Origin of the sequence: Methylobacterium tardum, assembly GCF_023546765.1 — a bacterium.
GTDB classification, from domain to species: Bacteria; Pseudomonadota; Alphaproteobacteria; order Rhizobiales; family Beijerinckiaceae; genus Methylobacterium; species Methylobacterium tardum.
The window spans coordinates 3,164,569-3,182,010 of record NZ_CP097484.1; the positions used below are offsets into that span (position 1 = coordinate 3,164,569).

A 17,442-nucleotide genomic window follows, 5' to 3' on the forward strand; every position below is an offset into this window, starting at 1 on the left:
TGCCGGCGCGGTGGCTCCAGAGGCTCGGGATCGGCCGCAGGCCGGCACCGCGCAGGTGCGGCCGATCGTGGGTGAACGATCGCCGTTGAAACGTAGCAGTTGATCGGCTCTGTCTGTCCATTGCGGCGGCATCGATCAGACATTCTCGCTGCTTTCCGAGCTCGAAGACCGGTTTTCATATCGAGTGGTGCGCTATTTCCGCGAACGAGGGTGCGGTTTGGCAGCCAACTTGCTTGAGCAAATGCCCGACGGCAGCGGCCGCACAATCCGGTGCTTCGACAATCGCCCTTCCTCGGCACGCGCCTGACTACCTCATCGACTCTCGCGGAGCTCGTATGCCTCAGCCCTGGTCGCCCCTGCTCCATCGGCGCTCGATCCTGAGAGGAATGACCGGCCTATCGGTCGGCGCGCTATGGGCGCCCACCGCCGCGCGCGCCGCAGGACTCAAGACCGTCCGATTCAGCGAGGCCGTCCACAACCTTGGCTACATTAACCTCTACGTCGGGATTCACGCCGGCATCTTCGAGAAGAACGGCCTCGCCATGCAGGTGAGTGCTGCCGGCGGCGACACGCAAACCTTCGCGGCCGTGCTGGGGGGCTCGGCGGATTTCGCTATCGGCGACCCCACGATGGTGGTGATCTCGCGCGAGAATGGCGGCCCCGGGATGGTGGTCGGCACCGTCGTTCAGCGGGCCCACTACTTCGCGGTCTCGAAGACGGTCGATTCCTTCACAGACCCGAAGGGCTTCAAGGGCAAGCGGATCGCCACCTCGCCGGAGCCCAACACCAACTTCAGCGTGACCAAGCGCCTCATCGAGAGCAATGGGATGAAGCTCGGTGTCGACGCGACGATCGTGCCGGTGAGCCCCGGAACCGAGATCGCCGCCATGCTCGCCGGCGTGGCCGACATCGCGGTCGCGTACCAGCCCGGCGTCGCTCAGGCGGTGGCGCAGGGTGCAAAGATCGTGTTCGATTTCTCGAACTACGTCGGGCCCTTCTGCAATACCGGGATCATGGTGCTGCCCGGAACGATCCAGAAGGATTCCTCGACCGTGCAGGCCCTGGTGACAGCCTTCGAGGAGGCCGGGCGCAGAACCTACAGCGATCCCGATTACGCCAAGAAGGTCGCGCGGCTGGAATTTCCGGACCTTCCGGGCGACGTCGTGGACGCTGCCATCGATGCCGAGCTGAAGTATAAGATCCCGGCCTCCAGCGTCGTGACCGAGAAGGACGCCTGGGAAAGCCTGATGGGCATGCAAAAATATCTCGGGAATATCAAAGGCACGCTCACCTTCGATCAAGTCGCCGACAATACGTTCGCCGACAAGGCCGCGAAGCGCGCCGGCTGACCGGCGCCCCCGTGTCCGAAGGTACTCTGCAAGCGGCGGCCCGCCCCTGGTCTCCCGTGCCTCCGCTCTCCGTCGAGCATCTCGCCAAGGCGTATCGGACGGGCGGTCGCATCCTGCCTGTCGTCGGCGATCTCACCTTCGCACTCGCCCGCGGAGAGATCGTCGCGATCGTGGGCCCCTCGGGCTGCGGGAAGACCACGCTCCTCAACGCCGTCTGCGGTCTGACGCCGGCCGATTCGGGTCGTATCCTCTGGAGCGGCGTGCCCCTCGACCGGCGCGGTCGCACCCCCAGCGGGGTCGGCTACATGCTGCAGAAGGATCTTCTGCTACCCTGGCGCACAGCCCTTGATAACGTGAAGCTCGGCACCGAACTGCGCGGGATGCCGCGCGGGCAAGCCGACGAGCGGGCGCGCGCGCTCCTCGACCAGCTCGGTCTGCACGGGTTCGCCGGGGCCTATCCCGCGACCCTGTCGGGCGGCATGCGCCAGCGCGTGGCGCTCGCCCGCACCCTGATCAACGACCCGGACGTCCTGCTGTTCGACGAGCCCTTCGCGGCGCTCGACTTCCAGACGAAGCTCCTGATCGAGGCCGACACGGTGCGGCTCGTGCGCGACGGGGCCAAGTCCGCGCTCCTGATCACGCACGACATCGAGGAAGCCGTCTCGATCGCCGACCGCGTCCTCGTGCTGAGCGGGCGGCCGACCGCCGTCAAGGCTAGCTACACGATCGACCTCGACTGTGCGCCCGATGACATGATCGGGGCCCGCGAGAGCGCCGGTTTCGGCGATTACGTCCGCCAGATCTGGGCTGATCTCGACATCCCACGCTCCGCGCTCGGCCGCGCCGGTCTTGGCATCAGCCGTGCTGCAGCGAGGCCCTGAGATGTCGGACGTTGTTACCGGACCGGCAACCACCATCGCTGGAACGAGCCAGGATGCCCCGCCGCGCGACACTGCGCGCCTGCGCTCGGGCGCGCTCGTCCTGCTCGTTCAGATCGCGCTTCTCGGGGGCCTGCTGGGAGTCTGGGAGTGGCAGACGCACCAGAGCCCGCAAGCGTCCTTCCTGTTCGGCTCGCCCTCCGCGGTCGGCCGGTTCCTCTGGCAGGGTCTCACCGACGGCACGCTCATGCGCGACGCGGGCGTCACGGCCCTCGAGACCGGGCTCGGATTCCTCATCGGCAACGTCGTCGGCACGCTCGCCGGCCTGTCGCTCTGGTACTCGACCTTCGTGTCGCGGGTCGTCCAGCCCTTCATCGTCGCGATCGGCTCGATCCCGATCATCGCGCTCGCCCCGATCATCATCATCTGGTTCGGCACGGGGCTCGCCTCGAAGGTCGCGATGTCGACGCTCTCGGTCGTCGTGGTCGCCCTCGTGACCTCCTACAAGGGCGCGCTCGGCGTCGATCCGGACCAGATCAACCTCCTGCGGACTCTCGGCGCGCGGAAGCCGCAGATCTTCGCCAAGCTCGTCGTGCCGTCGAGCCTCGCCGATATCTTCGCCGGCCTGAAGCTCACCGTCGGGTTCGCGCTGATCGGTGCCATCGTCGGTGAGTTCATGTCGTCGTCCGTGGGCCTGGGCCATGCCATCTTCCAGGCGGGATCCCTCTACGCGATCCCGAAGGTCTTCGCCGCGCTGGTCGGCACGATCGCGCTGGCCCTCGTCCTGACCTTCCTGGTCGGCCGAGCTGAGCGGGCGCTCATGCCCTGGCGGGATCGCCTCTGACCCACGCCCCCCTCGACACCAACGCCATCGCCATCGGGAGCCCTACGTGACGCAGCGCATCAGCAAACAGGGAACGATCAAGTACGCCCTCTCGGGCGACGAGCTCTTCGTCGCGACGATCGCACCGGGCGAGATCGTCACGGTCGAATGCGTGATCAACATCGGTGACGGCGTCATCAAGGAGCTCGGGCAGAACCTGACCGAGGCCGACGTCACCTTCCCGTTCGTGAATGGGGCAACCGGCCCGATCGAAGTCGCGGGCGCGAAGCCGGGCGACATGCTGAAGGTCGAGATCCTCGACATGGAACTCGGCCAGCGCGGTTACAGCTCCCTCTGGCCCGGGCACGGCATGTTCCCGGACTGGGTGCGCCGCAAGGAATGGGGCATCCGGACCAAGGTCGCCGACGTGCACGACGGCCATGTGATTTGGAATGACCGGCTCCGGCTGCCGGTAAAGCCAATGGCCGGCGTCATCGGCGTCGCGCCGGTCCATGGCGCGGTCCTGACGGTCGACAACGGCACGCATGGCGGCAACCTCGATGTTCAGGAGGTCACCACCGGCAACACCGTGATGCTGCGGGTCGAAAAGCCCGGCGCGCATTTCTTCATCGGCGATTGTCACGCGCTCCAGGGCGACGGCGAAGCGGTCGGGATGGGGGCGATCGAGATCGGCGCGAACGTCACCCTGCGGGTGAGCCTCGTGCCCGCGCCGGTGCGGCTCGGCCACCCGCGGATCGAGACGCCTACGCATCTCTGCACGCTCGGCTGCGCCCGCCCGCTCGAGGATGCGATGCGCATTGCCTTCGCCGACATGATCTACTGGCTCGCCGACGAGTGGAACATCCCTGAGCCGGAGGGTTACCTGCTGCTCGCGCAGATCGCCGAGGCGCGCTGCACGCAGATGGTCAATCCGAAATACACGTACATCTGCAAGGTGCCGAAGGCGATCCTCGCGGCATTCCAATGACTTGAGCCGCCGACCTGCCGTCCGATGATCGGCCGGGTACGAACGGCTGAGCCGCACGGTTCATCGTGCCCGCTGTGCGGCTCCGGGGCCGCGCAGCGGAGCGTCGGCCCCGGACAGAGATGTGCAGAATATCTTTCCGGTTCTCGGAGGCGACGGACTGCATCTACAAAAATATTTCCTCCATCATGCGGGGTTATCGGCGCTTCCTTCGAAAGCCTGCATGGCATGCGTATTGCTAATCGACGGGAAGTTTCAGGAGTCCTCTGGCTTGTCCCGCACGTTTGACGTGACTGATCTCTCCCGTCGCACGATTCTCGCGCTTCCCCTCGGCCTCGCAGCAGCGGCAAGCGGCGCGCGCGCCGCCGAGCCGAAACGCGGGGGGACGATGGTGATGATCGTTCATCCGGAGCCCTCGACCCTGGCGCATTACGCGGTCTCGGCAGGGAACATCCCGCCGATCGCCACGCAGGTCTACGAGGGGCTGTGCACCTACGACTGGGATCAGAGCCCGCAGCCGAACCTCGCGAAGTCGTGGGAGATCGCGCCCGACGGCAAGACCATCACCTTCAAACTTCAGGAGGGCGTGACCTTCCACAACGGCAAGCCGTTCACCAGCGCCGACGTGCAGTACTCCTTCATGGAGATTCTGAAGAAGTACAATCCGATCGCGCCGGTCATGCTCGCGGAGCTGGTGGCGGTCGATACGCCGGACCCGATGACCGCAATCCTGCGGCTGGCCAATCCGGCGCCCTACATCATGAAGGCGCTCTCCGGGCGGGACCTGCCGATCCTGTGCCGCTCGGTGTTCGAGGGTACGGACGTGCTCCAGAACCCCGGCGCCAACAAGCCGGTCGGAACCGGCCCGTTCAAGTTCGTGAGCTGGGAGCGGGGCCAATTCGTGCGCCTGGACCGCAACGAGCATTACTGGAAGCCCGGCCTGCCGTACCTCAACCGGATCGTCGCCCGGTTCATCCCGGACGCGGCCACGCGCTCGGCGGCCATGGAGGCGGGCGAGGCGCATTTCGCCGGGTACAGCGCGGTCAATTACGCCGACCTCGGGCGGATGAAGACCAACCCGATCCTCGATCTCACGACCAAGGGCTACGAGATGACGCCGGCCCAGAGCGTCCTCGAGCTGAACGGCCGTCACCCGCATCTCCAAAAGAAGGAGGTGCGCCAGGCGATCGCCTACGCCATCGACCGCAAGGTCATCCTCAAGGACGTGATGTTCGGCTACGGCCTGCCCGCCACCGGCCCGCTCAGCCGCAAGTTCGCGGCTGCCGGTCTCTACACGGACGACGTGCGCCAGTACGACGTTCCGGACCGTCTGGACATCGCCAACCGGCTGCTCGATCAGGCCGGCGCCCCGCGCGGCGCGGACGGGACCCGCTTCGCCCTGCACCTGGAGGTGAATTCCTTCGGCGAGCAGTGGCTGCGGCAGGCCGAGTACCTGAAGCAGGCGCTGGCCGGCGTCGGCATCGCCGTGACGCTCCGCTCGGAGGACACCGCGACTTGGCTGCGGCGCGTCTACACCAACTACGATTACGACCTGAACGAGCCGTTCCTCAGCCAGGGCGTCGACCCGGTCTACGGGCTGAACAAGCAGTTCCTTACCAGCCAGATCCGCAAGGGCGTGACCTTCGTCAACGACACCTTCTACAGCAATCCCGAGGTCGACCGCATGCTCGGCGAGGGCGCGCGCGAGCCGGACGCGGAGAAGCGCGCCGCGCTCTACAAGAAGGTCCAGCAGATCCTGGCGGAGGACAGCCCGATGATCTGGCTCATCGACGTGCAGTACGTCAGCGTCTTCAACCGGCGCCTCAAGGACCACACGACCGGCCCCCTCGGAACCCAGCAAGCCTTCGAGCGGGCCTGGATGGACAAGTAGTCCCGTGCGGCTCGCGCGTTTCCTCGGTTACCGGCTGCTGCTGGCGATCCCGGTGGTGCTCGGCATCGTCGTGCTCAACTTCTTCCTGATCCACCTCGCGCCCGGCGATGCGGCCTCCGTGCTGGCGGGCGAGAGCGGCGCGGCCAGCCCCGAATACATGGAGCAGCTGCGCCACAAGTTCGGCCTCGACCAGCCGCTTGCCACGCAGTTCGGCGTCTACCTGCTCAACATGCTCCACCTCGATCTCGGCTACTCGTTCCGCAACGACAGCCCGGTTGGGAGCCTGATCGTCGACCGGCTCTGGCCGACCGGGCTGCTGATGCTGACCGCCTTCGCGGCCGCGTTGCTGATCGGCACGCTGCTGGGCCTCGTGGCGGCGACCGGGCGCAATTCCTGGCGCGACGCGGTCATCTCCCTGGTCAGCCTCATTGCCTACGCGACCCCGGGCTTCTGGCTCGGGCTGATGATGATCGTGGTCTTCGCGATCCGCCTCGGCTGGCTGCCCACCAGCGGCTACGACACGGTCGGCGCCGACAACGAGGGCTGGGACGAGGTCTGGGACGTCGGCCGCCACCTCGTCATGCCGGCCGTCGCGCTCGCGCTGTTCTACCTCGCGGTCTACGCCCGGGTGATGCGCGCCTCCGTGCTGGAGCAGGTCGGCATGGACTACGTCACCACCGCGCGCGCCAAGGGTCAGACCGAGGCGCGGGTGATGACCGGGCACGTCCTGCGCAACGCGCTGCTGCCGGTGGTCACCATGGCGGGCGTGCAGGCCGGCAACCTGATCGGCGGCTCGATCGTGGTCGAGACGGTGTTCGGCTGGCCGGGGGTCGGCACGCTGGCCTTCAACGCGCTCCAGTCGCGCGACCTCAACCTGCTCCTCGGCATCTTCTTCGTCTCGGCCTGCCTCGTGGTCGTGATCAACCTCGCCGTCGACCTCGTCTACGTCTGCCTCGATCCGCGGTTGGAGCTCTAGCGATGCGCACGGGCTTGGCGCGGTTCGCGCGCAACCGCCTCGCGCTCGCGGGCGCGGCGGTTCTCCTCGGGCTGGTCGTCCTCGTGGCGCTCACGCCGCTCCTCTATCCCGGCGATCCGTTCGCGCTTGTCGGCCCGGCCCTCCAGCCGCCGGGCGGCCCGTTTCTGCTCGGCACCGACACGCTGGGCCGGGATGTGGCCGCCGAGATCGCGTACGGCGCCCGCACCTCCCTGATCATCGGCCTCAGCGCGACCGGGGCGGCGATCCTGCTCGGGACCCTGATCGGCGGGCTCGCCGGCTACTACCGGGGCGGCGTCGAGGTCGCGCTGATGCGGCTCACCGAGTTCTTCCAGACGATCCCCGCCTTCGTGCTGGCGATCCTGATCGTGGCGTTCCTGTCGCCGTCGCTGTTCAGCGAGGTCGTGGCCATCGTGGCCGTCTCCTGGCCCGGCATCGCCCGCCTCGTCCGGGGCGAGTTCGTGGCGCTCGGCGGCCGCGAGTTCGTGCTGGCCTGCGACGGCCTGGGGGCGGGCGACGCCCGCATCGTCTTCCGACACATGCTGCCGAACTGCACCGCGGCGATCATCGCGGTCGGCACGCTGCTGATCGGCACGGCGGTCCTGATCGAGGCGGGGCTCGCCTTCCTGGGCTTGAGCGATCCCAACGTGATGAGCTGGGGCCTGATCATCAGTTCGGGCCGCGCGGTCCTCCGGTCGGCCTGGTGGATCTGTACCTTCCCCGGCCTCGCGATCCTGCTGACCGTCCTCGCCATCAACCTCGTCGGGGATGGCCTGAACGAGGTCCTAAACCCGAGGCTCCGAGAGCGATGAGCGACGCTGTCCTCGAGATCGAGAAACTGACGATCACGCTCCCGCCCGGCGCGGACCGTCCGAACGCCGTCAGCGGCCTCGATCTCGTCCTGCGCCCCGGCGCGGTCACCTGCCTGATCGGCGAGAGCGGATCGGGCAAGTCGATGGTGGCCCGCGCGATCCTCGGCCTGCTCCCGGGACCGCGCGTGCGCGTGGCCGGAGGGCGCATCCAGTTCGAGGGCGCGGATCTCGCCGCGATCACCCCGCGTCAGATGCGCAAAGTCCGGGGTGCCCGCATCGCGATGATCTTCCAGGAGCCGATGACGGCCCTGAACCCGCTCCACACGATCGGGCGGCAGATCGACGAGGTCCTGCGCATCCACACGACGCTCCGGCGCGCGGACCGCCGGGCGCGCATCCTCGCGCTGCTTGCGAGCGTCCACCTTCCGGACCCGGCCCGGCTGCTGCGCGCCTACCCGCACCAGCTCTCGGGCGGCCAGCGCCAGCGGGCGATGATCGCCATGGCGCTGGCGCTGAACCCGCGGCTGCTCATCGCCGACGAGCCGACCACGGCGCTCGACGTCACCACGCAGGCGCAGATCCTCTCCCTGATCCGCGACCTGCAGCGCGAGCACGGCACGAGCGTCCTGTTCATCACGCACGATTTCGGCGTGGTGGCCGACATCGCCGACACGGTCGCGGTGCTGCAGAAGGGCGTCTTGGTCGAGCAGGGGCCGGCGGCCTCGGTCCTCGGGGCGCCGAAGCACCCGTACACGCGCGCGCTCATCGCCGCCGTGCCGAAGCTCGTCCCGCCGCCGCGGCGCACGCCCAGCACCGCCCCCTGGTGGTGGAGGCCAAGCGGGTCGAGAAGACCTACGGCGCCCGCGGCCTGTTCGGGGGCCGCGTCACCCGGGCCCTCGACGGCGTGGACATCCTGCTGCGGCGGGGCGAGACCCTGGGTCTCGTCGGCGAGAGCGGCTCGGGCAAGAGCACGCTGGCGCGGGCGCTCACCCGGCTGATGCCGGTCGACGGCGGCGAGATCCTGCTGGCCGGGCACAGCGTCGCCGACCTGAGCCGCCGCCAGATGCGCCCGCATCGCCGGCGCGTGCAGATGGTGTTCCAGGATCCCTACGGCTCCCTCAATCCGCGCCAGCGCGTGGTCGATATCGTCGCCGAGGGGCCGATCATCCACGGCACCGAACCCGGCATCGCGCGGGTCCAGGCGTGCGAGATGCTGGCGCTGGTCGGCCTCGACCCTGCGGCGGCACAGCGCTTCCCACATGAGTTCAGCGGCGGCCAGCGCCAGCGGATCGGCATCGCCCGGGCGCTCGCCATGAAGCCCGAAATTCTGGTGGCCGACGAGCCGGTCTCGGCCCTGGACGTCTCGGTGCAGGCGCAGGTCCTGGCGCTGCTCGCCGACATCAAGGCGCGGCTCCACCTCAGCATGCTGTTCGTGACCCACGATCTCCGGGTCGCACTGCAGGTCTGCGACCGGATCGCGGTGATGCGGTCCGGTCAGGTGGTCGAGGTCGCGCCGACATCCGAGATCTTTTTCGCGCCGAAGCACCCCTACACCAAGGCGCTGTTCGCTGCCGTGCCCGGCGCCCAATGGCAGGACCCGATCCCCGCATGACCACCGCGCAGCCCCTCTCGACGGACCCGTTCCTGCCCGGGCCGCGCGTGCGCGTCGCGGGATCCGCGACGGGGCCGCTCGCCGGCCTCGCCTTTGCCGTGAAGGACCTGATCGACGTCGCGGACACCCCCACGGGGGGCGGCAACCCGGATTGGCCGCGCGTCTACCCGACGCCGACCCGCCATGCCGGCGTGGTGCAGACGCTGCTCGATGCGGGCGCCTCAATCGTCGGCAAGACCGTGACCGATGAGGTCTCGCTGGGGATCCTCGGCGAGAACGCCCATGACGGCACGCCGCTCAATCCCGCGGCGCCCGATCGAGTGCCCGGCGGCTCGTCGAGCGGCTCGGCCTCCGCGGTGGCCGCGGGCGCCTGCGACTTCGCCCTGGGCACGGATACCGGCGGCTCCGTTCGGGTCCCAGCGAGCTACTGCGGGCTCTACGGCATCCGGCCGACGCACGGCCGCATCGACTTCGCCGGGATCTGCGTCCAGGCGCCGAGCTCGGATACCTGCGGCTGGTTCGCCCGGGACGCGGCAACCTTCGCGCGGGTGGGCGAGGTGCTGTTCGGCCAAGCCGTGCCGGACCACCTGCCGCGCACGCTCCTCGTAGCAGCGGACGCGCTCGGCTTCGCCGACGCGGCGGTCCAGGAGGCGCTGGCCCCGCAGATCGACCGCTTGGCCGCCCTGGTTGGCAATCGGCGCGACGTGACCCTGGCGCCGCAGGGCCTGTCCGTGTGGCAGCGGGCGCAGCGCGTCCTGCAGAGCAGCGAGGCGTGGCAGACCTTCGAGCCCTGGCTCGATGCCTGCAATCCACGCCTGGCCTTCTCGGTCGCACGCTCGCTGATTCAGGGCTCGATGATGACCGATGCCGAGCGCAGCGCCGCGAGCCTGATGCGGATCGAGGCCCGGGCTCGCCTCGCCCGGCTTCTGCCCCCCGGCACGATCCTGTGCCTTCCGACCACGCCGTTCCCGGCGCCGTTGCGCGGGCTGCCGCTCGACGCGCTGCATCCCCTGCGAGAGCGCATCGCCTGCCTGACGAGCCACGGCGGCCTCACCGGCGTCCCGCAGGTCAATCTACCGGGCGCACGGGTCGACGGCGCTCCGGTTGGCCTGTCGATCCTCGGTGCGCGCGGGACCGACCTTGATCTGATCCGCCTTGCGGTCGCCCTGGAGGGTTGAATGGATGTGACGGTGAACCGCCCCGACATCGTGGCCGAGATCGCGGCTTTGTTCGAGCGCTACGAGCAGGCGCTCGCCGAGAAGGATGTCGCTGTGCTCGACGCGACCTTCTGGGACAGCCCGCACACGATCCGCTACGCCCTCGGCGAGAACTGCTACGGCTTCGCCGAAGTCCACGCCGCGCGCGTCGCAGCTGATCCGCCGCCGGGCGGGACCAAGGAGGCGCGCATCCGGCTGGAGATCCTGACGCTCGGGAGCGACTTCGCTACGGTCAATCTGGAGTTCAAGCCGCGCGGCAAGCCTGGCATCGGGCGGCAGAGCCAGACCTGGATGCGCCTACCCGACCGCGGTTGGAAGGTGGTGTCAGCTCACGTGTCGATCATGCCGGCTGCAGATTGCTCATAGGCGCGTAGGCGGGCTGCTTTCCTGTCAGTTTTTCTCCGAAGCAGCCATTCCGCTTTCGGCCAGGATCGGCCGCCGCTGACGGCCCACGTGAACGTCTCAGATGGGTCGTTAAGAGGCCGTCTGCTTTTCCGGCGACTACTTCCGAAAGCGGACCGGCGGCTTTCGGCCAGCTGCGGCCGGCCGCTTCGAGGCCAAGACAGCCGTTGAGCGGGGCCGCTGGCCTGCTCCGAAGCGGACAAAGGGTTCAAAGGGCGAACGTCACAGAAGGGTGGCAATCGAACTCTGGACTGCTGCCAGAAAGCTGACCTTCCCCATCCGACTTGACCCTGCCGTAGAAACGCGTGATCGCTTCCACCGGAAGCGAACATCAGGGTGCATCAGGCAGGGGCAGCTTATCGCACCCACCCAGTCTTGATGGCTGACGCCACATCATCGACGAACTCACGCGCCGCGACAGCACGGAAGTGTTCCTTCCCTGCGCCTCCGTGACCTTGGCCAAGCTGCCGGCCTCAGCGACCGCCACAAGGCGGCCAACTCGTCCAGGCTGAGCTGATCCGGCAGTTCTCGAATGGTCCGGGCCCGAGTTTTACGGCGGCGCCAGCCAAAAGGCGTTGCCGGCCGCCTCGGCCTGCCGGGTCAGGAAGTCCGAGACCAGCCGGACCCGCGGCAGATCACGCGTATCCGCGTGGGCGATGAGCCAGTAAGCCCGGACGATGTGCACCTCGGGAAGGACGGCCACGAGGTCCTGGCAACCGCGCGCTAGGAAGTGCGGCAGAACGGCGAGGCCGGCGCCGCCGCGCACCGCCTCCAGCTGAGTGATGACGTTCGAGATCCGCGCCTGCGGGTGGATCGCCGCCGAGACCTGCGGCAGGTAGTTGAGCTCGCTCGTCCAGAGCAGATCCTCGACGTAGCCGACCCAGCGATGGCGCGGCAGATCGTCCACGCTGCGGATCGTCTCCGCGGCCTCGACGTAGCGCCGCGCCGCGTAGAGGCCCAGCGCGTAATCCACCAGCTTGCGGGCGTAGAGCCGTCCGGTCTCGGGCCGGGTCATGCCGATGGCAAGGTCTGCTTCTCGCTTCGACAGGCTGAAGCTGCGCGGGTTGGCCACCAGCTCGACCTCCAGCGCCGGCTGGGCGGTGCAGAGTTCGGCGAGGCGTGGGGCGAGGAAATAGGTCCCGAAGGCCTCGGGCGTGCCGAGCCGAACGGTTCCGCCGACCTGATGCGCGTCCGCGTCCAACCGCGCGGGCAGGCCGATCGCCAGGCTCTCCATGCGCTCGGCATCCGCCAGCAGGCGCTCCCCCGCATTGGTGAGGGCGAAGCCGGACGGGCGGCGGTCGAATAGGCGCGCGCCGAGGGTGCCCTCCAGGGCGGAGAGGCGTCGGCTCAGGGTCGAATGATCGACGCCCATGCGCTGGGCCGCCACCGTCAGTCGTCCGGCCCGGGCGGCGGCAAGGAAAGCGCGCAGGTCGTTCCGGTCGAAGTCGGACATCAAGCGCCGCCGGGCCCCAGGGATGGGAATTTGCGCACGGCGCCTTTGCAATCCTTCGCATGGGCGTGCGCAAATCCGAATGATAATTCCGATCTCGCGACAAAGTGCAAACGCGGCGGGAACCGAGCCCGGATCCGGATCGACCGCGGAAAGCCCAGGGAGATCGCGAAATGGCCTTGTTTTCCAAGCTGCAGCAGCGCGCGCAGGAGGGCCGACCCGTCCGGGTGGGCCTGATCGGCGCCGGCAAGTTCGGCTCCATGTACCTGTCGCAGGCGCCGCGCACCCCGGGTATCCACCTGATCGCGGTGGCCGACCTGTCGCCGGACCGGGCCCGCCAGTCCCTGCGGCGGGTGGGCTGGGACGAGGCCCGCTTCGCGGCACGCGGGATGGAGGAGGCCGCACGGGCCGGCACCACCTTCGTCACCGAGGATGCCGACGCGATGATCGCGAGCCCCTTCGTGGACATCGTGATCGACGCCACGGGCAGCCCGGCGGCCGGCATCCACCACACGCTCAAGGCGTGTGCGGCGGCCAAGCACATCGTGATGGTCAACGTCGAGGCGGACGTGCTCGCCGGGCCGCTGCTTGCCCGCCGGGCCGCGGAGGCAGGGGTGATCTACTCCATGGCCTCAGGCGACCAGCCGGCGCTCATAGCCGAGCTGGTCGACTGGGCGCGCACCATCGGCCTTGAGGTGATCTGTGCCGGCAAGGGGACGAAGTACCTGCCGGCCTACCACGCCTCCACACCCGACACGGTCTGGGGCCATTACGGCTTCAGCGCCGAGCAGGTCGCGGGGGGCGACTTCAATCCGCAGATGTTCAACTCCTTCCTCGACGGCACCAAGTCGGCGCTGGAGATGGCCGCGGTGGCCAATGCCTGCGGACTCACCCCTCCGCGCGACGGCCTCGCCTTCCCGCCCTGCGGCGTCGACGACCTGCCGAGCGTCCTGCGGCCCGTGGCCGACGGCGGCATCCTGGCGGAGCGGGGCACGGTCGAGGTGGTTTCGTCCATCGAGCGAGACGGCCGGCCGGTGTTCCGTGACCTGCGCTGGGGCGTCTACGCGGTGTTTGAGGCGCCGAGCCCCTACGTGCGCGACTGTTTTGCCCAGTACGGGCTCAGGACCGACGACAGTGGCCGCTTCGCCGCCACCTACAAACCCTACCACCTGATCGGCCTAGAGCTCGGGATCTCGGTGGCCTCCATCGCGGTCCGCGGTGAGGCCACGGGCGCCACGGGGGAGTGGCGCGGCGACGTGGCGGCCACCGCCAAACGGGCCCTCAAGGCCGGCGAGCGGCTCGACGGCGAGGGCGGGTTCACCGTCTACGGCAAGCTGATGCCGACGGCGGACTCGCTGGCGCAGGACGCCCTGCCGATCGGACTGGCCCACAACATGGTGCTCAAGCACGACGTTCCCGCCGGCCGTGCCGTGCGCTGGAGCGACGTCGCGTTCGACGCGGGCCAGGAGGCGATCCGCGTCCGGCGCGAGATGGAGACCCTGTTCCGGCGGGAGCTCGGCCTAGCTGACGCCGCGCGCAAGGTCGCCTGACCGAGCGTCGCGCCCCTGATCGCGCGCCGGCCCCGCCCGTAGCGGCGAGGCCGGCCATGGTTTCGCAACATCGCGACAGAGCCCGCCAATGGGCCGATCGGAGGAAACGATGGATCACGCAGCCAGTATCGGCCTGACCACCCCGGTGGCGGAGACGAACGTCTACCGCAAGATCACGTGGCGGATCATGCCGTTCATCGTCGTCTGCTATTTGGTCGCCTATCTCGACCGGGTGAATGTCGGCTTCGCCAAGCTCCAGATGATGGCCGATCTCGGCTTCAGCGACGCCGTCTACGGCTTCGGGGCCGGGGTCTTCTTCATCGGCTACTTCCTGTTCGAGGTCCCCAGCAACCTCGCCCTGCACCGGCTCGGCGCCCGGGTCTGGATCGCTCGGATCATGATCAGCTGGGCAATCATCTCGGCGCTGACGCTGTTCGTGACAACGCCGATTCAGTTCTACGTAGCGCGTTTCTTCCTTGGGCTCGCCGAGGCCGGGTTCTCGCCCGGCATCATGCTCTACCTGACCTACTGGTTTCCGGCCAAGAAGCGCGGCTTCGCCCTGGGCTTCTACTACATCGCAATCCCGCTCGCGGGCGTCGTCGGCGGACCGGTCTCGGGGCTGATCCTAGAGCACTTCACCGGCTCCGGCGTGATGAAGGCGTGGCAGTGGCTGTTCCTGCTGGAGGCGGCGCCCTCTCTGCTGGCCGGTATCGCCGTGCTCTTCCTAATGGTCGACAAGCCCGAGCAGGCCTCCTGGCTCACCGATGCCGAGAAGGCGGAGGTGAGTGCGGAGCTCCGCCGGGAGGACGGTGACAAGGTCGTGCACGCATCATCTACGGCCTTCCTCCGGGACGCGCGGATCTGGAAGCTCAGTGGCGTCTACTTCATGACGATTATCGGCCTTTACGGGATCAGCTTCTGGCTGCCGTCGATCGTGAAGGACTCCGGCATCAAGGACGTCGCGACGATCGGCTGGCTCTCATCGATTCCCTACCTCGTCGCGATCCCGACCATCATCCTCACCGGCATCAGCGCCGACCGCACCCGACGGCGGCGGGCGCACTTCTCGGTGGCGCTGGCGATCGGCTCCGTCGGCTTGGCGCTTGCCGGCTATGTCGGCCAAAGCCCGGTTGCGGCAGTGGCTTGGCTGTGCGTTGGCACGGCCGGCATGCTCTCGGCGCTGTCACTGTTCTGGGGCGTGCCCTGCGCGTTCCTGGCGGGCACCTCGGCGGCGGCCGGCATCGCCACGATCAACTGCATCGGCAACCTCGCCGGGTTCGTCTCGCCCTACATGGTGGGCGGCCTGAACGTGCTCACCGGCAACCCTGCGATCGGCCTCTACGCGGTGGCCGCTTGCATGTTGGTGGGGGCAGCGCTGATCCGGATCATCCCGGCCTCACTGGGCGACCGATAGTCTAGTCTCCCGTCTAAGCTCGCTCAGCTGCATAGCGTCTGAGACCGAGCGGCGAGGGGCGTTGACCGGCTACTACTGACTTCGTGCGTTAGCAGCTGTCGTACGGCCGGATCGCCTCATTTTCCTTACCCCTTACTCTAATGGAAGTCGCACCATGCTCGACGATCATTCCCACAACGAGGCCGTCGCCCTCGACCTGCCTAACAACGATGCCGGCCGCAAGCGGACCTCGATCTACCAGCCCGAGCAGGCCTGCCTGATCTTCCCGGAGATCCCCGAATCCGCCAATCACGCCGAGGAGCGCGCGTACCGCAAGCAGCACCTCGTGGCCGCCTGTCGCGCCTTCGCGATGCACGGCTTCGACTACGGCTTCGCCGGACACCTGACGATCCGCGACCCGGAGCGTCCGGAGCTGTACTGGACCAACCCGATGTGCGTGCACTTCTCGCAAGTGCGAATGTCTAATCTGATCCTGGCCGACCATACGGGCCGGGTGGTCGAGGGACGCCACGCCATCAATCGGGCCGGCTTCGTCCTCCACGCCGCCGTGCACGAGGAGTATCCGGAAGTCATGGCGATGTGCCACGCGCACACGACCTACGGCACCGCGTGGTGCGCCACCGGCCGGCCGCTCGATATGATCAGCCAGGATGCGGCGGCTTTCTATAACAGCCATGCGGTGATTGGCGCCTCGGCGGGCGCCGTGGCGGTGGAGAAGGAGAGCGGCCTCTCGGTGGCCCAGCAGATCGGCCGCAACCGCGGCGTGCTGCACCAGAACCACGGGCTGCTGACCTGCTCGCGCCACAGCATCGACGACGCGGCCTTCTGGTTCATCGCCCTGGAGCGTGCCTGCCAGCAGCAGCTCCTGGTCGAGGCCTCCGGCATCAAGCCGCAGCTCCTCTCTGAGAAAACCGCCCGCTACAGCCGCGAGCACGTCGGAAGCGATTACATCGGCTGGCTGCACTTCCAGACGTTGTACAACCACATCGCCGAGACCCAGCCCGACATGTTCGCATAAGGTTGGAGGGCGGCTTCGTAGCCAGCGTTCGCCGCTGGTCGCAGAGGTCGCCCCCGGAGTTCAATGCGGGGAGTACGGCCTGGCGGCTACGGTGCTGGCGGTGCTCCGCGATAACGCTGCTCCTCACGCGCTACGCCAGGTCGCGCTAGATAGCTGTCCCTGCGGTTCCGGTGCGGGAGGCACCCGGACGGCTTCTGGCTACAAGTTACCGGATTCGATCCATTTGACCGTTTGGAAGCGGAAGTTTCGAGCTTCTGCAAAGAGTCGAGGCTGTGTGAAAACACAGGTACATTCCGGAATTGGCGGATAATATAATATATGCTAGACATTCTAGCCTAATAAACGGTGGCCCGGAAGTATGTAGGGCGCCCGTTCCGATATTTAGCAGAGGTATCGAGAAAAGGTCCTTCTAGCACTTCCGCGTTTTCACACGGCCTCGGTCGTAAGCGGGCGTTACAACAGCGTCCGCTTTTCTGGTTTCCTGTTCAGAAGCGGAAAAGCCGCAACAGGCCGATTTTGTTGAAAAACTCGGAGACAGCGCTTCGAGCGGCATCGAAGGTGGTGCCCGGGAGAAGGTTTGTCTCGTGCGGACTATACATCCCCATTCCAACAGTGTGTTCTGGGCTATCCCATAGTGGAACTTTCTCCGGCCGACGCCCTTCACGACGCTGCTTCGACCCGATCCCGAGTTTTTCAACAAGATCGGCCACTTTCGGTCATTCGGGGTAGATCAGACCTTCGGCAAGCGGACCTTCCGAAAGTCTGAGGATGGTCGGAAGCAGCCCACGAGGCAGGTGCCAAGCGCCAGATCTCGACCGATAGAGTTTCGGCGAGGTGCGATGGGCGGGTGACGAATATTTCGTCACGGTTGGTCGTTGCCGTCGACGATGAATGATGGTGTCGACGTCGACGGACGTGCAACCTCAGGGATCCCGGAGAGACGGCTGCCGCCACTGTAGCAATGGCCGAGCACATAGGTTGTCGCAGTTCAAGCTGGCCGCTTTCGAGAAGCCCAGACAATCGGCAGCACGCCTGATTGTTCAACCC

At 67.6% G+C, this 17,442-nt stretch carries 13 protein-coding genes and 1 pseudogene; 13 read left to right on the forward strand and 1 reads right to left on the reverse strand.

Annotated elements, in window-relative coordinates:
• The first annotated feature begins 386 nt into the window (after positions 1 to 386).
• From M6G65_RS15170 to hpxZ, 10 genes and pseudogenes are all read left to right on the forward strand, one after another.
• Positions 387 to 1,349, forward strand: coding sequence for an ABC transporter substrate-binding protein (locus tag M6G65_RS15170; RefSeq protein ID WP_250104133.1), 963 nt, complete (start codon positions 387 to 389; stop codon positions 1,347 to 1,349).
• Between the two features lie 56 nt (positions 1,350 to 1,405).
• On the forward strand, positions 1,406 to 2,230 hold the full coding sequence (locus M6G65_RS15175; protein WP_238195325.1) for an ABC transporter ATP-binding protein: 825 nt from the start codon (positions 1,406 to 1,408) through the stop codon (positions 2,228 to 2,230).
• A 1-nt stretch (position 2,231) separates the two neighbouring features.
• Positions 2,232 to 3,071, forward strand: coding sequence for an ABC transporter permease (locus M6G65_RS15180; protein WP_238195324.1), 840 nt, complete (start codon positions 2,232 to 2,234; stop codon positions 3,069 to 3,071).
• A 46-nt stretch (positions 3,072 to 3,117) separates the two neighbouring features.
• Entirely contained in the window at positions 3,118 to 4,038 is a 921-nt protein-coding gene (locus M6G65_RS15185) for an acetamidase/formamidase family protein (RefSeq protein ID WP_250104134.1), read from the forward strand.
• A 391-nt stretch (positions 4,039 to 4,429) separates the two neighbouring features.
• Positions 4,430 to 5,926, forward strand: coding sequence for an ABC transporter substrate-binding protein (locus M6G65_RS15190; RefSeq protein WP_238195322.1), 1,497 nt, complete (start codon positions 4,430 to 4,432; stop codon positions 5,924 to 5,926).
• A 4-nt stretch (positions 5,927 to 5,930) separates the two neighbouring features.
• A complete protein-coding gene (locus M6G65_RS15195) occupies positions 5,931 to 6,902 on the forward strand; it encodes an ABC transporter permease (protein ID WP_192710907.1) in 972 nt (323 codons plus the stop codon).
• Positions 6,903 to 6,904: 2 nt separating this feature from the next.
• The gene (locus M6G65_RS15200) at positions 6,905 to 7,732 is read left to right on the forward strand and encodes an ABC transporter permease (RefSeq protein ID WP_238195321.1); all 828 of its coding nucleotides are present in this window, start codon (positions 6,905 to 6,907) and stop codon (positions 7,730 to 7,732) included.
• Positions 7,729 to 9,344 (forward strand): annotated as a pseudogene (locus M6G65_RS15205) (ABC transporter ATP-binding protein). Before M6G65_RS15200 ends, M6G65_RS15205 begins: the two are co-directional and overlap by 4 nt.
• The gene (locus M6G65_RS15210) at positions 9,341 to 10,522 is read left to right on the forward strand and encodes an amidase (protein WP_238195319.1); all 1,182 of its coding nucleotides are present in this window, start codon (positions 9,341 to 9,343) and stop codon (positions 10,520 to 10,522) included. The pseudogene M6G65_RS15205 and the gene M6G65_RS15210 overlap by 4 nt, the downstream one beginning before the upstream one ends.
• Positions 10,523 to 10,927, forward strand: coding sequence for an oxalurate catabolism protein HpxZ (hpxZ, locus tag M6G65_RS15215; protein WP_250104135.1), 405 nt, complete (start codon positions 10,523 to 10,525; stop codon positions 10,925 to 10,927).
• A gap of 586 nt (positions 10,928 to 11,513) precedes the next feature.
• Here hpxZ and M6G65_RS15220 read toward each other — a convergent pair.
• Positions 11,514 to 12,416 (reverse strand): LysR family transcriptional regulator, encoded by a 903-nt coding sequence (locus M6G65_RS15220; protein WP_238195318.1) that lies wholly within the window; start codon positions 12,414 to 12,416, stop codon positions 11,514 to 11,516.
• 170 nt (positions 12,417 to 12,586) lie between these two features.
• Between M6G65_RS15220 and M6G65_RS15225 the strand changes: the two genes are divergently transcribed.
• The 3 genes from M6G65_RS15225 to M6G65_RS15235 all read left to right on the forward strand — a co-directional run bounded on the left by M6G65_RS15225 (position 12,587) and on the right by M6G65_RS15235 (position 16,395).
• Complete coding sequence (locus M6G65_RS15225; RefSeq protein ID WP_238195317.1) at positions 12,587 to 13,963, forward strand: NAD(P)H-dependent oxidoreductase; 1,377 nt, start codon at positions 12,587 to 12,589, stop codon at positions 13,961 to 13,963.
• A 109-nt stretch (positions 13,964 to 14,072) separates the two neighbouring features.
• Complete coding sequence (locus M6G65_RS15230; RefSeq protein ID WP_238195316.1) at positions 14,073 to 15,377, forward strand: MFS transporter; 1,305 nt, start codon at positions 14,073 to 14,075, stop codon at positions 15,375 to 15,377.
• A gap of 154 nt (positions 15,378 to 15,531) precedes the next feature.
• Positions 15,532 to 16,395 (forward strand): class II aldolase/adducin family protein, encoded by an 864-nt coding sequence (locus tag M6G65_RS15235; protein ID WP_238195315.1) that lies wholly within the window; start codon positions 15,532 to 15,534, stop codon positions 16,393 to 16,395.
• Positions 16,396 to 17,442 lie beyond the last annotated feature (1,047 nt).

Bases quoted from the DNA above. Each gene is read 5' to 3' on its own strand.
- M6G65_RS15220 (WP_238195318.1), bottom strand. From the start codon at position 12,416: ATGTCCGACTTCGACCGGAACGACCTGCGCGCTTTCCTTGCCGCCGCC.
- M6G65_RS15210 (WP_238195319.1), top strand. From the start codon at position 9,341: ATGACCACCGCGCAGCCCCTCTCGACGGACCCGTTCCTGCCCGGGCCG.
- M6G65_RS15190 (WP_238195322.1), top strand. From the start codon at position 4,430: ATGATCGTTCATCCGGAGCCCTCGACCCTGGCGCATTACGCGGTCTCG.
- M6G65_RS15235 (WP_238195315.1), top strand. From the start codon at position 15,532: ATGCTCGACGATCATTCCCACAACGAGGCCGTCGCCCTCGACCTGCCT.
- M6G65_RS15200 (WP_238195321.1), top strand. From the start codon at position 6,905: ATGCGCACGGGCTTGGCGCGGTTCGCGCGCAACCGCCTCGCGCTCGCG.
- M6G65_RS15170 (WP_250104133.1), top strand. From the start codon at position 387: ATGACCGGCCTATCGGTCGGCGCGCTATGGGCGCCCACCGCCGCGCGC.
- M6G65_RS15230 (WP_238195316.1), top strand. From the start codon at position 14,073: ATGGATCACGCAGCCAGTATCGGCCTGACCACCCCGGTGGCGGAGACG.
- hpxZ (WP_250104135.1), top strand. From the start codon at position 10,523: ATGGATGTGACGGTGAACCGCCCCGACATCGTGGCCGAGATCGCGGCT.
- M6G65_RS15225 (WP_238195317.1), top strand. From the start codon at position 12,587: ATGGCCTTGTTTTCCAAGCTGCAGCAGCGCGCGCAGGAGGGCCGACCC.
- M6G65_RS15180 (WP_238195324.1), top strand. From the start codon at position 2,232: ATGTCGGACGTTGTTACCGGACCGGCAACCACCATCGCTGGAACGAGC.